Source organism: Klebsiella sp. HMSC09D12 (genome assembly GCF_001808475.1).
GTDB lineage: Bacteria > Pseudomonadota > Gammaproteobacteria > Enterobacterales > Enterobacteriaceae > Klebsiella > Klebsiella oxytoca.
This window is the reverse complement of the sequence record NZ_KV793386.1, coordinates 143,517-158,835: the sequence shown is the minus strand read 5'-3', so window position 1 is coordinate 158,835 and position 15,319 is coordinate 143,517. Positions and strand designations below refer to the sequence as shown.

General features: G+C 57.8%; 13 protein-coding genes. 3 read left to right on the top strand and 10 right to left on the bottom strand.

The window, feature by feature from the left end; translation table 11 throughout:
• The 4 genes from HMPREF3178_RS02660 to tssK all read right to left on the bottom strand — a co-directional run bounded on the left by HMPREF3178_RS02660 (nt 1) and on the right by tssK (nt 4,199).
• Entirely contained in the window at nt 1-240 is a 240-nt protein-coding gene (locus HMPREF3178_RS02660; RefSeq protein ID WP_017146035.1) for a hypothetical protein, read from the bottom strand.
• Nucleotides 241-490: 250 nt separating this feature from the next.
• Nucleotides 491-2,197, bottom strand: coding sequence for an OmpA family protein (locus tag HMPREF3178_RS02655; protein ID WP_017146036.1), 1,707 nt, complete (start codon nt 2,195-2,197; stop codon nt 491-493).
• Nucleotides 2,194-2,859: a type VI secretion system protein TssL, short form gene (tssL, locus tag HMPREF3178_RS02650; protein WP_004101485.1), complete on the bottom strand. Its 666-nt coding sequence runs from the start codon at nt 2,857-2,859 to the stop codon at nt 2,194-2,196. Before tssL ends, HMPREF3178_RS02655 begins: the two co-directional genes overlap by 4 nt.
• Nucleotides 2,856-4,199 (bottom strand): type VI secretion system baseplate subunit TssK, encoded by a 1,344-nt coding sequence (gene tssK / locus HMPREF3178_RS02645; RefSeq protein WP_017146037.1) that lies wholly within the window; start codon nt 4,197-4,199, stop codon nt 2,856-2,858. Before tssK ends, tssL begins: the two co-directional genes overlap by 4 nt.
• A 1,121-nt stretch (nt 4,200-5,320) precedes the next feature.
• Here tssK and HMPREF3178_RS32000 point away from each other — a divergent pair.
• Complete coding sequence (locus tag HMPREF3178_RS32000; protein WP_017146041.1) at nt 5,321-5,452, top strand: hypothetical protein; 132 nt, start codon at nt 5,321-5,323, stop codon at nt 5,450-5,452.
• Nucleotides 5,453-5,648: 196 nt separating this feature from the next.
• Here the strand turns inward: HMPREF3178_RS32000 and HMPREF3178_RS02635 are convergent, their stop codons facing one another.
• Nucleotides 5,649-7,265 (bottom strand): peptide ABC transporter substrate-binding protein, encoded by a 1,617-nt coding sequence (locus HMPREF3178_RS02635; protein WP_004101482.1) that lies wholly within the window; start codon nt 7,263-7,265, stop codon nt 5,649-5,651.
• 189 nt (nt 7,266-7,454) lie between these two features.
• Here HMPREF3178_RS02635 and mpaA point away from each other — a divergent pair, with 189 nt between their 5' ends.
• Complete coding sequence (mpaA, locus tag HMPREF3178_RS02630) at nt 7,455-8,168, top strand: murein tripeptide amidase MpaA (protein WP_017146042.1); 714 nt, start codon at nt 7,455-7,457, stop codon at nt 8,166-8,168.
• On the opposite strand, the gene ycjG is transcribed toward mpaA, so the two are convergent.
• Complete coding sequence (gene ycjG, locus HMPREF3178_RS02625; RefSeq protein WP_017146043.1) at nt 8,159-9,124, bottom strand: L-Ala-D/L-Glu epimerase; 966 nt, start codon at nt 9,122-9,124, stop codon at nt 8,159-8,161. The genes mpaA and ycjG overlap by 10 nt on opposite strands.
• A 101-nt stretch (nt 9,125-9,225) precedes the next feature.
• Between ycjG and tpx the strand changes: the two genes are divergently transcribed.
• Nucleotides 9,226-9,732 carry a thiol peroxidase gene (gene tpx / locus HMPREF3178_RS02620; RefSeq protein WP_004101479.1) on the top strand — a complete coding sequence of 169 codons (507 nt, stop codon included), beginning with the start codon at nt 9,226-9,228 and terminating at the stop codon, nt 9,730-9,732.
• Between the two features lie 45 nt (nt 9,733-9,777).
• Here the strand turns inward: tpx and HMPREF3178_RS02615 are convergent, their stop codons facing one another.
• The 4 genes from HMPREF3178_RS02615 to HMPREF3178_RS02600 form a co-directional block, all read right to left on the bottom strand.
• Nucleotides 9,778-10,833: an AbrB family transcriptional regulator gene (locus tag HMPREF3178_RS02615; RefSeq protein WP_004101477.1), complete on the bottom strand. Its 1,056-nt coding sequence runs from the start codon at nt 10,831-10,833 to the stop codon at nt 9,778-9,780.
• A gap of 127 nt (nt 10,834-10,960) precedes the next feature.
• Nucleotides 10,961-12,502 (bottom strand): transcriptional regulator TyrR, encoded by a 1,542-nt coding sequence (tyrR, locus tag HMPREF3178_RS02610; protein ID WP_004101475.1) that lies wholly within the window; start codon nt 12,500-12,502, stop codon nt 10,961-10,963.
• 285 nt (nt 12,503-12,787) lie between these two features.
• Nucleotides 12,788-13,849 (bottom strand): YcjF family protein, encoded by a 1,062-nt coding sequence (locus tag HMPREF3178_RS02605; protein ID WP_017146044.1) that lies wholly within the window; start codon nt 13,847-13,849, stop codon nt 12,788-12,790.
• A complete protein-coding gene (locus HMPREF3178_RS02600; protein ID WP_024274060.1) occupies nt 13,846-15,243 on the bottom strand; it encodes a YcjX family GTP-binding protein in 1,398 nt (465 codons plus the stop codon). The genes HMPREF3178_RS02605 and HMPREF3178_RS02600 overlap by 4 nt, the downstream gene beginning before the upstream one ends.
• Nucleotides 15,244-15,319: the final 76 nt, after the last annotated feature.

The window sequence follows — 15,319 nt, the reverse complement described above, 5'->3', positions numbered from 1 at the left end:
TCATTCGCTCACCTCTTTCTCAAACGTCATCGCAATCATTTTCTTATCGTCCCGACCCGGAGAAGGACGCTGAGGCAACTGTCCTGCAGCCACAGGGCTTAAGCGCAGCTGGCTTACCGCCGGTAATATCTGCTGGCAGAGCAGGCTTATCCCGGCGTTCGGCGGCAGGCAGAAGAGACCTTCTGTTGCGCGGGCGCAGTTTGGGTGAAGACGACGTAACAAAATGGCGGGATTTTCCATGAGAGTTTCTCTTCAATCATTTCAGGTACGCTACCGCCCGTCGCTGTTCACTTACCAAAGCGCATCAGGCCAGCAGACCAATTTTTGTCGTTGTTGAACACTTGCCCCGCGGCTGCTCAGCAAAATAACTGCGGACAGGAAAACCTGCCCGTTTCAGGCTCAAGTAGTGACACCTACGTTTGGCGAATGGGAGTCTGTGATATCCGCTCCGCCGTTGCTCTTCAGCAACAGGCAGACCGGAGTTGCCATGCTACTTCTCCGTTTCATTGATTGACGCGCCGCTCTCCCGCGATAAGGGCGAAGGCATGCCCGGTGGCTGGCAGGCATTCACCTGCGGTACCAGACTGATTTCGACACGGCGGTTCAGCGCACGACCTTCAACCGTTTCATTGGTGGCCACAGGACGGTTCTCGCCGAAGCCCTGCACCGCAAAACAGCTCTCCGGTACATCTCCGGTGTCACGCATCCAGTCGCGCACCGATTCGGCACGCTTCAGCGAAAGTATCTGGTTGGCTTTTTCCTCACCGGTACTGTCGGTATGGCCCGCAACGACAATCAGCCAGCCGGGTTTTGCTTTGATGCCAACCAACGAGTGCACCAGCAGCTTTGTCGATCCGGGCTTAAGCGCCCACCTCCCGGTATCGAACAGCGACATGCTGTCGAGGCGGATGGTTTTCGGCACGGTTTTTTGTGCTGGTTTTTGTGGCGGAGGTGGGGGTTCCCAGGAACGAATCGCGGCCAACACCGGTATGCGTAAATAGGCCCCGTGATACAGACCGAGACTCAGGTTCAGCGGCTCACCGCGGCGCGCCCACTGATCCAGTTGAACCGCATCCCCACTCAGGATTTGCAGGGCGCGGGCTTTCGAGGCGTAGTCAACCATCGCAATCTGCTCATAGTGCTGAATATCGAACCCCACCCGCTGCAGTAGCTGGCGGTTGTTCCACGCGCTGGCGCACAGTGCGATGAGAATGGCAAGGGTGAACAGACAGAACGCCCGGCGTAAAATCCTGGCGCGTGGCGTCTCGCTGACGCCCAATGGCAACAGTGGCAGAATAAAATCCGGTAACAGGACATCCGCTGATGAGGTATCAGGCTGCCAGCCAGGTAGTGAGCCCAGAGCGGTATGATGAGACAACCAGCGCTGCCACAGATTCTGAGGCAGAACCGGTGCCCCCGACGGCGTCATGTGATACAGCATCATAGCGGGTATCACCGGGGGCGTATCAACAGAGGGCGCCGTCAGCATAGCCAGCGCCGTCTCGTGCGTCAGGCGAACCAGCGCATTCATCCTCACCTGTGTGGCCAGACGCTCCCTTCCGTTCTTTTGCGCCAGCCAGGTCCCGGTGCAGCAAGGCGCGTCATTCGCCTGCCACACCTGCATGGCTTCCCCGGTCTGCGCTGTCTGCCATAGCGAGTGAGGAACAGACGCCCCTGCCACGTGACTGCTCAGTAGTAAAGGCACCGAGCGGCGGCAGTCGCTCCGCGCCTGGTTCAGCTGCCAGCGCAGCTCATTAAGCCCGACCGCCAGCGCCGCCTCATCACCGTGCAACTGCGGGCAAACGCAGACCATCACCGCCAGCTGCGATATCAGATCCGGGCGTTTACGCAGAAGAGTACGTACCGTCTGCTGCAGTTCGGCGGTAGGAACATTTAACCAGCAGCCCTGAGCCGTACGCAAAACCACCCCGCACTCCGGCCACCTGGCGATATCACCGCAGACCAGCACCACCGGCAGGCGGTACGGCGCGTCCGGAATGCCATCCAGCCAGGCATCCTCTGTAAGTCCCCATTCCCCCCTGCGCCCGGGGACAATCAGGGCAACGATGACTGCGATCAGGATCAGCACAACAGCCAGAATCCGCCCGCTGGTAGCCAGCGGCAGAAACAGCAAACAGAGCAGTACCGCAAGGATCCCGGCCCAGAGCCATAACAGGCGCAAATGGTTCACGCTCATTTTTCCGCCCCGGGCAGCAGGGTTGTAATCAGGGAATCAAGCCAATGATTTAGCCCCAGCCACAGCGCGGCGATCGCAACCAGCGACAGCCCGAGGCAAACCGGCCAGCGTCGCAACCCGTCCGCCAGGCCGCTACGCCCGGATATACCCGCCAGTACAGGCTGGCTCTGGTCGGTTTCAAACGGCGAAACGCGCTCCGCCAGTCTGGTGATAAGCTGGTCGCGAACCGGCTCATCCAGGGCATAACATCCCTTAAAGCCCAGCATCAACACGCGATGGAAGCAGGTCAGTACCGCCACATCCGGCGCGGGCTCATGCAGAACCTGTCGCATCCGCTCATACAGCGCATCGCCGGCGTCCAGGGCACCGAAGTATTTCGCCTGCAGCGGACGGTCATACCAGACGATGCAGGCATCATCCTCACCTTCACGTCCTTTAGCTGTCTCATCCAGCAGCGCACACCAGGCGTAGAGAATATGCCGACGGCTCGCCTCGCTGAGGCCCGCGGTCTCCAGTTCCGCCATGACCTTTTCAATATGCTCTACGCAATGTCGCCAGAGGCGTTCGCCCTCCCCGTCGGCCAGTCTCGCCCCGCACCGCAGTTCCGTCACCGTCAACCAGGCGTCAGCCATCAGGGCGTCGATATTCGTATCCTGTTTCATGAGCGCAGTACCGCATAGAGTTCGAGTTCAGGGGCGCCCAGCAGACCGGGGACGTAAAAGACGCAACTGCCTTCCAATAGCATCGCTCGCGCCGCAGGATGGGCCATATCAAGGGTGAAATACTGGTTCTCCAGGCGCAGCGGGATGGCCGCCGGAACGTGGCTCATCGCGCGCAGAGGGATGCCGGGTTGCGAACCGTTAACGACCCGGTCGACTTCATCCGGGCTGCCCGCTTTGCACTGAAGCGGAAACTGCTCCAGCATCTGCGCTACCGGCAGCGCCGATCGTACCGAGAGATAAAAATCCGCCTCTTCACGCAGTCGTGGATCGTTCAGACGGGCATGCCAGCGCTTGCGTCGTTCATCATGAACCATGTCAATCGCCACCACCCTCGATGGCAGACTGGCTTCCAGCAGTCCCCCCAGCAAGTCAAACAATGGAGGAAAGACCGCCGTTAACTGCTTATGACGATAGGCCGGAATATCGGCTGTAGTGTGTTCAAGAGAAAAAGTCAGCAGGCTACCTGCCAGACCGGCCAACGCTGTATACAGACGTTCCGGATGCACCTGCGGATGACGAACAAAATGGCTGAGCAACGGCTCAGCGCTGTTGAGCGCACTCAGCAGCCAGAACAGCGACACGTCCGCTACCGCGAAGTCGGCCATTCGCTCGTTGCTTTCCCGACGCATAGACATCAGGCGCTGCAGGCGCGCACGGAGCTGACCCGTCAACTGTTCGGTTTGTTCCCTCAACCAACGGCTGGCCTGTACGTTCAGCAGCGGCGGCAGAAAAGACTCGTCCTGCGACCAGTGTCCCTGGCTATCGCGCATAAGACGGATCGCGGCGACGGTCTGGTAATCAGCGTTGTCGCTATCGGCCTCACGCAGCGTCAGCTCCGGCTGCATTACCGCAATCTGGCGGCAGTCCTCCCCATAGCGGTTTCGCACCTCCCGCCAGGCCAGACGCCAGCGCACGGGACGCTCCGCTCTCTGCTCCGGTTGCAGACAGTTGCCACCGTTCTCATGCTCATGGGGCAGCGCCAGAACCACCGTCAGTTCGTGATGTTCTGTTTCCGGCAGGTTCATCACCGGCGGCAACGCATCGGCGTTATCGCTATCAATGAGCGTGCCGTCGGCGAAACGCACGCACAGGTGGTCGGCTTTCAGTTTCCCCTGCTTCAGCAGCGCGGTATTAAACTCCGCCCGCGCCACTCCCCAGGGATGAATTGCCCCCAGCCGGGCGACATACTCTGTCTGCCAGGCCGATTGCGCGGTTTCCTGCTGAAAATGTTGGGGAGAGATCATCTGCCCCCGTCCCCATAACGGTCGTACTGTTTTCATCCCTGCTCCTGTATTACGCTTTTGATATCAGACCCACCTGCGACAGGGGCACGTCCGTGTCTTCCAGGGCTTTGTCGGGCTGCTCCGCGCTATTTTCCGATTGACGGCCCTCACCCTTAAACTTTTCTATAACGCTTCCAGACCCTCGCCTGAGGGGCGACAGAAAGCGCCTCCATATCCAGAAAGGGATTCATCTCACCCCAACAGCACGCCCGGATCAGGTTGTTGTTTAAACAGAAAACAACGAGTACTCTCTGTTTCCAGTACTGCGGCTTGCCTTTCGCGAAGCGGTGTTGATATTTACCAACATCAGCCATTTCCGGATAATTGATTAAACAACGCACCCGATTAATTCAGGGGCCAGCGTGTTCATTTCGGCTCATAATTTCTGAGTCAACGCGGCGTCTTTTAGAATTTATTCAAACGCCTTTCTGAATATAGCGATATCAAAGTCTGTATTTGAGGGCGCGGGATAATTGACGTATCGCCAGAATGGCATGAAGTTAAAGTTTCTCGCATGCATCCTGCTCGTATTCAAGGCCTTTAAAAACTTAGACACTCTGACGCATATTATTTCCCGCCCGTTCTTTTAGCGCCTGCTCAGCCCAGATAAACGCTCTTCTGCACGACATTATGAAAACACGCAGCTAAAAAGAGCGCACATTGGCGTTGAATTTTTTTATCTTCCAGATAAAAGATGCCCCGCTTTGCCATTACTCAAATCAGTAACGATGCAGCGCATAAGCGGAAATGCGACGCCGCTATTCGCGCCCCTCTGACGTGCAGCCTCAGCTTAAATCAGAGGCCGCCTTACAGCCGCACTCGCAATATCCTGGCCATAGCGCTTCCTTCCCTGGAGGCGTATGGGTCAAACATAACGATTTTCTTTGCACAATCATCGCAGGGCCAGACATCAGAATAGAGCAACTCATCCGTATTCAGGCCAAATATAAGACTTTGCTTAAGCATTTAAATGAAAATACAAAAAATAATAAGCATCATGCGCACAAAATCAACAAAAACATTCATCATCTGACTGCGATAAATAAAAAATTCACATCTCACAAATGAATAAATATTAAATTCACATATAAACAAACGGAGTTTATTGATGCTAATCAATGAGCGAAGGCAATCAGGCCATTCCCGAGGCGGAAAAGATTGCGCGTATCCAAAAAGATATGTTGAGTACGTTTGACCACTCGCAAGCCATCAGCCAGCCCAACCCCGACGATAAATATAGATATCAATAATTTCAGATAGGATAAATATAGATTTTAAAAATGATATCTGATGGCCTCTACGCTGTTCATTGACCAGGAGAGTGAGAGCTGGCGAAAGTAAGGTTTGCTGCTGCATCGGGAAATAGAATACAGGTTAGCTGGCGCTGCGGGCCGCGCTCTGGAGAGATGCGATGGTTGCCTGACGCCCGCAGGCAACCGGTGCTCATCAGTGCTTCACGATATACATCGTGCGGCTATAGGCGACGTCTTCCGGATTGGCAATCGGATACCCTTTCAGCCACGGTTTAATCAGTCGCCCGTTGGTATACTGGTAAATCGGTGCGATAGGCGCTTTCGCCATAATGATTTTTTCCGCCGCGTTGTAATCGTCATTGCGCGCCTTTTCCGACGTTTCCAGCGCCGCCTGAGTGAGAATTTTGTCGTAGGCCGGATCGTTGAAGCGGGAGATATTACCGCTGTGCGTCGAGGTTAGCAGCGACAGGAACGTTGAAGGTTCATTGTAATCCCCCACCCACGAAGCGCGAATCACATCGAAGTTGCCGGTATTACGGCTGTCGATATAGGTTTTCCACTCCTGATTTTGCAGCTTCACGTCGACGCCAAGATTCTTCTTCCACATAGACGCTACCGCAATGGCGATTTTCTGATGATTCTCCGAGGTGTTATACAACAGGCTGAGCTTCAGCGGGCGACCCGGGCCGTAGCCCGCCGCCTGCAGCAGCGCTTTGGCCTGGGCATTCAGCTCAGCCTGGCTCATGCTCTCGATTTGCGACGGCTGGGGAGTGAAGCCGGCAGTGACATCCGGAGTAAAACGCCAGGCCGGTTTCTCACCAGTACCCAGAATTTTTTCCGCCATCAGACGGCGGTCGATAGTCATACTCAGCGCCAGGCGGACGCGCTCATCGGCGGTTGGCCCTTTCTGTGTGTTAAATGCGTAATAATAGGTGCCCAGCTGTGGCGGAGTGTAAACCTGCCCCGGAATATCCTTCATCAGCTTCTGATACATATTTTTCGGGAACGACTCGGTAATATCGATATCACCGGCCAGATAGCGCTTAGTTGCCGCTGACTCCTGATTAATGGGCGTAAACGTGACCTGCTGGATCACCGTTTTGCCGTTGTCCCAGTAGTGCGTATTGGGAACCACCACCAGTTTTTCATTCACCACGCGATCCTTTAAAACGTACGCGCCGTTGCCAATCAGGCTTCCCGGACGGGTCCAGCTGTCGCCGCTCTCAACATTCGCCTTCTGGACCGGATAAAACGCAAAGCTGGCGGTCAGATTGCTGAACCACGGCAGCGGTTTATCCAGCTGAACGCGCAGCGTTCGCGCGTCTACGGCGGTGACGCCAAGAGTATCCGGCGCGGCTTTACCATCAATGATATTTTGCGCATTGGCGATACCGGCCAGCGCCGCAAACCAGGCAAAGGGTGAAGTGGTTTTGGGGTCAACCAGCCGTCGCCAGCTATAGACAAAATCTTCTGCCGTCACCGGCGTTCCATCGGACCAGCGGGCATTATCGCGCAGGGTAAACGTCCAGACGCGGTTATCATTGCTCTGCCAGCGAGTCGCCACGCCTGGTATTAGGTTGCCTTTCTCATCCTGATTGACTAAACCTTCAAAAAGATCGCGGATAACCTGAATTTCAGGTAGGCCGACGGCTTTCGCGGGATCTAAGGTGGCGGGCTCATCTTTTATGTGCCGCACCAGCACCTGTTTTTCGGCTAATACGGTGCCGGGCGGGACATCCGCCGCCCAGGCAAGAGAAGAGACGCTGGCTAACCACAGCGCGCCGCATGTCAATTTGACAGGATACTTCATAAGATCCCCTTTAAAATAAAAAAACCAGAGCTGGCAGTGCGATAATTATTTGTTTCATCACCTGAAATTGCAAACAGCTTGTGAAAGAAAGTTGACATATATGCTGATTTCAACATTGCTGGAAACTATTTGATTCCGGGACGGTTTTACACAACACTGCTGAAAAATAACCTGATAACAGGATGCCCTATGCCCGTTTCTCGTCCTCGCCCCCAGCGCGGTGATTTTCCGCCTGGAACCCAACGCTACGGCCAGTCTTACCTGGGCGCGCCGCTGCTGTGGTTTCCGGCGCCGCTGGCCGATAGCCGTAGCGGCCTGATCCTTGCCGGTACTCACGGCGATGAAAACGCCTCCATCGTCACCCTCTCCTGTGCGCTACGAACCCTCAAGCCAGAGCTGCGCCGTCATCACGTGGTGCTGGCGGTCAACCCTGACGGCTGTCAGCTGGGGCTGCGGGCTAACGCACGCGGTATCGACCTGAACCGGAATTTTCCAGCGGCGAACTGGAAGGAAGGAGAAACCGTCTACCGCTGGAACAGCGCGGCAGAGCAGCGCGATGTCGTTCTACTCACCGGCGAAAAGCCAGGTTCGGAACCCGAGACCCGGGCGCTGTGCCAGTTGATCCATCAGATCCACCCGGCATGGGTGATCTCATTTCACGATCCGCTGGCCTGCATTGAAGACCCCGGCCACAGCGAACTGGGGCAATGGCTGGCCGATGCGTTTAGCCTGCCGCTGGTGGGTAGCGTCGGCTATGAAACGCCCGGTTCTTTTGGCAGCTGGTGCGCCGATATCGGCCTGCCCTGTATCACCGCCGAATTCCCGGCAATATCCGCCGACGAAGCAACGGAGAAATATCTGCAGGCCATGACGGAGCTGCTGCACTGGCACTCTCAGAGATGAAGCACCCCGGTGCTGAAGTGCAGCGCCGGCTCGACATCCACGGCCAGCCATGTTGGACCATCAAGATCGGCAAAACTGGCCAGCGGCGCCAGCGGTAGCGCCGCGCTAATCGCTCTCGACGTACACAGCATACAGCCCAGCATCCGCGCAAACCCCAGGCGTTCTGCCTCCTCCGCCAGCAGCAGCGCTTCAGTCAGACCACCGGTCTTATCCAGCTTGATATTAACCATTTCATAGCGGCCGCGCAGCGCCGCCAGGCTATCGCGAGTATGGCAGCTCTCATCAGCGCAAATAGGCAGCGGATGGATAAAATTCGTCAGCGCTTCATCGGCCCCAGCCGGAAGGGGTTGCTCCAGCATCGCGACGCCGACGTCCGCCAGCAGCTGACAGCGCTCGGCCAGACCGTCGCTGCGCCAGGCTTCATTGGCATCGACGATGAGCGTTGCCTGCGGAACCGCCTCGCGAATGGCAATTAACCGCTCGCTAATCAGATGGTCATCAAGCTTCACTTTCAGCAGCGTGGCACCTTTCTCCCACAGGGCCGACGCGCTGGCCGCCATCTGGTCGGGGGTGCCGATCACCACCGTTTGCGCCGTAACCACCCGCTTGGGCAGCGTCACGCCTAACAGCTGCGAGATGCTTTTACCCGCGCTGCGCGCCTGCCAGTCCCAGAGCGCGCAGTCCACTGCATTACGCGCGGCCCCTGGCGGCAGCAGGCGTTGAATCTGCTCTCGAGTGACGCCCCGCTCAATCTGTTCGCCGATCGCCATAATCTGCGCCATCACCGAGGCGATACTCTCTCCATAACGAGGATAAGGCGTGCATTCCCCCGTGCCCTTGACGCCATTCTCTTCAATTTCCACCACCACGACTTTTGCCTCGCTGCGGCTGCCGCGGGCGATCACAAAAGGGCTATGTAGCGGCCAGGCTTCTTCATAGACTCGCAGATTTCGCATTCCCTGAACCTCGCAGGTAAGTATTAAAAGGATTTGCCGTGCCGATGACGGATGTCATACACTAGCCGCGACGTTAACTATATGTAAACAGGAAGATAACCATGTCACAAACCGTGCATTTCCAGGGCAACCCCGTTTCTGTTCAAGGCACCATTCCGCAGGCAGGCGCTAAAGCGCAGCCGTTTACGCTGGTGGCCAAAGATCTCTCTGACGTCGCGCTGAGCCAGTTTGCGGGCTCCCGTAAAGTGCTGAACATTTTCCCAAGCATCGATACCGGCGTTTGCGCGGCATCGGTACGTAAATTCAACCAACTGGCGTCAGAACTGAACAACACCGTAGTGCTGTGCATTTCCGCCGACCTGCCGTTCGCCCAGTCACGCTTCTGCGGCGCTGAAGGCCTGAACAACGTCGTGACTCTGTCCACTCTGCGCGGTGCGCAGTTCCTGGCCGACTACGGCGTAGCGATCTCCGCGGGCCCGCTGGCCGGTCTGGCAGCGCGTGCTGTGGTCGTGATTGATGAAAACGACCAGGTGGTATACAGCCAGCTGGTGAATGAAATCACCGAAGAGCCGGACTACGACGCAGCCCTGGCCGCGCTGAAAGCGTAATATCCCCACCAGGTAACGTAAGCCCTCGCTAAACGGGGGCTTTTTTTATTCCCGCGTCGCATAGCGGGAGATAAAGCGCGCAATCGCCGGGCCGGTCAGCAAGATAGTGAACAGGCGCAACGTCTGCATCGCCATAATAAAAGACATATCCGCCCGCGTGCCGGCAGCGATAATCGCTACCGTGTCCAGCCCGCCCGGGCTGGTCGCCAGATAGGCGGTCATAAAGTCCAGCGGTAAAACCTGCGTCAGTCCATAAGCCATCAGCGCACATAGCAGAATCAGGCCGATAATCGATGCCAGGATCTGCGGCAGGGTTTTTAACGCCAGCAGGAAGATCTGTTTATTAAACTTTAGACCAACGCTCCAGCCAACGGCGGCATAAGCCAGCGCCAGCAGCCACTCAGGGAGTTCAAGCTGCAGCCAGCCTTCTCCCTGCACCAGCGCGCCGATCAGCATCGGGAAAAGCATCGCACCGGACGGAAAGCGCAGACGCAGCCCCAGCCATCCCGCGGCCGCCGTCACCAACAGCGTAAGCGGTAGCTGCCAGCTTATCGGGGGAAACCAGGCGACCTGCTGAGTCATCTCCTGGGCTTCGCCGCCGAGCGCAACGCGAACCACCAGCGCCGCGGCACCGGCAACAAAAAGTACGCGCAAATACTGCATCAGCGCCACCAGTCGAACGTCGGCGCCGTACTCCTGGGCCATAATAACCATCGCCGAAGCGCCGCCCGGCGAACTTCCCCACGCCCCGGTGGCGCCGGGTAGCGCGCTATAGCGCACCAGCAGCCATCCCGCCAGCGCGCTGATGGCGAGCGTGGAGAAGAGAATCAGCAGCACCAGCGCCCAGTTTGCCAGCAGAACACCGAAAATCGAGGGCGTCAGGCTACGGGCGATCATGCAGCCGATAATCATCTGAGCGGCAATAAAAAAGGGTCGGGGAACGCGGATTTCCGCGCCGCGAAGGCTCAGGCAAATGCCGGCAATCATCGGCCCCAGCAGCAGCGCGGCCGGGAGGTGAAACCAGAACAGCGCAAAAGAGATCGCGCTGGAGAGCACCAGCAGTTTCATCCACTGAAAAAAACGACTACGCCAGATCCACATGCGTATTCCTGCAAAAAAGAGGGTAAAAACGCAGTATATACAGATTCATTCGCCGCCAGGCCCCCTCCTTTTTCTGGAAATGTTCTGGAAATGCCGACCGACGGCGCAGGCAACCGGTCGGCGGGAATTACTCGTCGCCTTTTTTCTGGCTCAGACCGTACTCGCGAAGTTTATTGGCGATGGCGGTATGCGAGACGCCAAGCCGCCTGGCCAGTTTACGCGTGCTGGGGAAGCTACGATAAAGCTGGGTAAGCACCGAGCGCTCGAAACGGCGCGTGATATCATCCAGCGAGCCTTCCATCGCTTCTTCGCCAACCGCTAATGACGAGACGTCGTGATCCGGCAGCAGGATATCCTGAGGGCGCAGTTCAAAACCGTCCAGCTGAGTCAGGGCACGGTAAATCGCGTTTTTGAGCTGGCGCACGTTGCCCGGCCAGCTATAGCGCGTCAATACGCTGTTTAAATCGGCAGAAAGTTTCGGCCGCGGGATACCCTGCTCATCGGCGAAACGCGCCACAAACAGTTCGGTCAGCGGCATGATATCCTGCGGACAATCGCGCAGCGGTGGTAAATAGAGCGTCAGCACGTTAAGACGATAATAGAGATCTTCGCGGAACAGCCCTTTTTGCACCAGCTCCACCAGGTTTTTCTGCGTCGCGCAGATCACCCGTACATCTACGTGGACTTCATGATCTTCCCCGACCCGGCGGAAGGTTCCATCGTTGAGGAAGCGCAGCAGCTTAGTCTGCATTCGCGGCGACATTTCGCCAATTTCATCCAGCAGAACCGAACCGCCGTTAGCCTGCTCGAAGAACCCCTTTTTGCCCTGGATAGCGTCGCCAAACAGCTCGCTCTCCACCGCGTCCTCCGGAATGGAGCCGCAGTTCAGGGCCAGGTAAGGTTTCCCCGCTCGCGGGCTGGCGAGGTGGCAGGCGTGGGCGAGCAAATCTTTACCAGTACCGGTATCGCCGACGATCAGCAGCGGCGCGCTGAGCATAGCCAGCTTGCGAGCCTGCTCGACGACGTGGCGCATTTTCGGGCCTACGGCGAGGATCTGGCTGAAGGCGCTGGTGTCCTGAATGGTCATCGTTTGCAGCTGGCGCCCCATACGGACCGTTGAACGCAGCATCGCTACCGCGCCGGTCAGCACCTTCTCGCCGTGTTCGCCTTCGAGATAAACCGGGGTGATCTCCAGCAGGAAGTTCTGCCCGTTAACCACCACGTGCTCGGCGTGGGACTCCTGCGGACTATTTTCCAGCCAGCGCTGGACGTTAAAATCGGTAATCAGCTGTGCGACCGGATGGCTGCGCAGCTTCTCCTGGCTCTGGCCAAACAGCTGGCAGCTGGCCGGGTTAGCCAGTTCGACTTTTCCTTTGGTGTCGAGAGAGAGCACAGGCTCCGGCATCGCCACCAGCAGCGCGCTGAGCGCCAGATGTTCTCGTTCTGACGGCATCCACGCCACGGTGCGCACGTCGGTGACGCCGGCGATACGACGAATTTCCGCCATCAGACTGCTGAAGCTAGCGAACTCCAGCTCGGCGAAATTGAGATAAATTCGGCCAATAGGGTCAATGTCGATACCCCGCAGGTCGATACCGCGCAGCACCAGTAAATCGAGCAATTCACGAGTCAGACCAAGACGGTCTTCACAAAAGACTTCAAGACGCATAGGAGTTTTCACCCTAAAGAGGCCAATAACGGATGAATAATAGGACAGTTATTTGCTGGCGTGAAGATAGGTGTCAACAATTATTGACAGTATGGCGGAAAAATGGCCTTTCTGCCGTAAAGTTATGCGCTCAGAGAGGAAAATGGCAATAAAGAACCGGTCGTCATCGCCGCTGCTTTTCTCCCCCGATTGCGCTGCGCATCGCCGTGAGACAAGTGACAGCCTTCTGTGGAGCGGTAACCCGGCTAAGGCGTTCACGCCGCAAGCCGGGAATGCTTAAGCGACTTATTTTTCCGCGCAGCTTTTGCTCTTTTGCAACGTCTCTTTTAGCTGGCCGATCAGCTCGCGGCGGAAGTCGCCCAGCCGCGGTTTATCATCGGCGATCCACGGCAGCGGGCGGCAGAGCTCCATCGCCTTGATACCCAGCCGCGCGGTCAACAGCCCGGCGCCAATCCCCTGCGCCGCGCGCGCCGATAGCCTGGCTGCCAGATCCTGCGACATCCAGTCCATCCCGACTTCCCGCACCAGCTCGCTGGCGCCGGCAAAGGCGATATTCAGCAGCACCAGACGGAACAGGCGCAGGCGGCTGTAGTAGCCGAGCTCAATACCGTACAGAGTGGCGATGCGGTTGATGAGGCGTAAATTACGCCAGGCGATAAACGCCATATCCACCAGCGCCAGGGGACTGACGGCAATCATCAGCGTCGATTCCGCCGCCGAGCGGCTAATCTCACGCCGTGCCTGCGCATCCAGCACCGGCTGCACGATCTGCGCGTACAGGCTTACCACTTCGCGATCGTTTTGCGTTTCGTGGATCGCTGCATACCAGCGTTGCAGCGCCGGATGCGATTGATCGAGACCCGCCTGCCGGGCCAGCTTTTCGCAAAAGGCACGCCCTTTGCCGACCGCATGACTATGCATCAGGTCCCGCGCCTCATCGCGCTCGTGCGCGCGCTGGCGTAACCGCCACAGACGGCGCCATTCGGTTGCTACCGAGCCGACGCCCGCCCCGACAATCAGCGCGCCGGCTGCGCAGCCGCCGAGGGCGATCCAGTCTTGCGTTTGCCAGGCGGTCATCGTCCACTGCACGCCCTGCGCTACGACGCTGACGCCAAAAATAGCCAGCCCGGCGCTGACCATCTTTCGCCACAGGCTGCGCTTAGGCCGCAGCACCGACTCCACTACCGCTTCCGCCGCCCCCTCTTCTTCTTCCGGCGCGTCAAGGCGCGCAGGGGCGAACTTCTCCGCATCCGCGCCGTCAAAAGCGCGAGCGGATTTCAGAATTTGCGCCTTTTCCACCTCCAGCGGGCCGTCGAAATCAATACGCGGTTTTAAGGGTTCGGTCATCGCAATTTATCTCCGATCAAAAATTCCAGCGCCGCGTCGAGGCGAATATGCGGCAGCGGTTTATCAACATCCATCACTTGCGGGCGGAAGTTTTCAAACTGAAAGCCCTGCTGCTCCCAGAAGGCCTGACCCGGCAGGCGCGCGGGCACTTCCCCGGGATAGACGGTCAGCGGCTGTCCGTCGCTTAGCCGATGCCCCCGCAGCGCAGGGATCTTCTCCCCGTTCACCTCAATAAGCCCGCTCTGCGTCGCCTGAATCGACGCCAGACCCAGGCAATCCATGCTGATGCCTTCAAACGCCGCGTTCTGCCAGGCATCCTGAATCAGCTGCTGCAGCAGCGATACCATATTGCTGTGCTGATCGACGGTGACGTGATCGGCTTTGGTCGCGGCGAACAGCAGCTTATCGATAACCGGTGAGAACAGACGACGAAACAGCGTGCGCTGGCCATAGTGGAAGCTTTGCATCAGCTGCGTCAGCGCGAGACGCATGTCGTTAAACGCCTGAGGCCCGCTGTTAAGCGGCTGCAGGCAGTCCACCAGCACAATCTGCCGGTCGAAGCGGAGAAAATGATCTTTGTAGAAGCCTTTCACCACTTTCTCGCAGTAGTATTTAAAACGCTCGCGCAGCATTCCGGCATTGGTCGGTTTGTCCGCCTGCGCCAGCTTAGCCTCACCGGCGGCATCAACGTCCGGCCAGGGGAAGAACTGCAGCGCCGGCGCGCCAGCCATTTCGCCGGGCAGCACAAAGCGCCCGGGCTGAATAAAATGCATCCCTTCGCGCTTACAGCTGTGCAGATAATCGGTCCACGCCGCGGCGATCTCCGCCAGACGGGTTTCATCGGCGGGCGCAAGCGGATCCAGCCCTTCGCAAAGCTGCCGCCAGCGCGCCGACCACGCCGCCCTCTGCCCCTGCAGCAGTCCGGTCATCTGTCGTGACCAGGTCAGGTAATCCTGGGCCAGCATCGGCAGATCCAGCAGCCACTCGCCGGGATAATCGACAATCTCCAGATAGAGCGTCGAAGTCTCTTTAAAATGGCGCAGCAGCGAATCGTTAGAGCGATAGCGCAGAGCGAGGCGGATTTCGCTGACGCCGCGGGTGGGCGTCGGCCAGACCGGAGGTTGTCCATAGAGCTGGGCCAGCCCTTCGTCATAGGTAAAACGCGGAATGCCAAAATCCCGCTGCGGGACGCGCTTGACGCCCAGCAGGCGTTCTTCTCTGGCCGCGCTAAGCAGCGGCAGCCGTGCCCCGGCGTGGATATTCAGTAGCTGATTGACCAGTGCGGTAATAAACGCGGTCTTGCCGCTACGGCTAAGACCGGTGACGGCCAGACGGAGATGCCGGTCAACCCCACGATTCACCAGCGCATTAAATTCTGTTTTGAGTCGCTTCATCGCCATCCTGTTGAGCCTGAAGAACGAGGGAAATAGACATGAGGGCTAATCAATAAAGTGCAATAGCCCCGCTGCG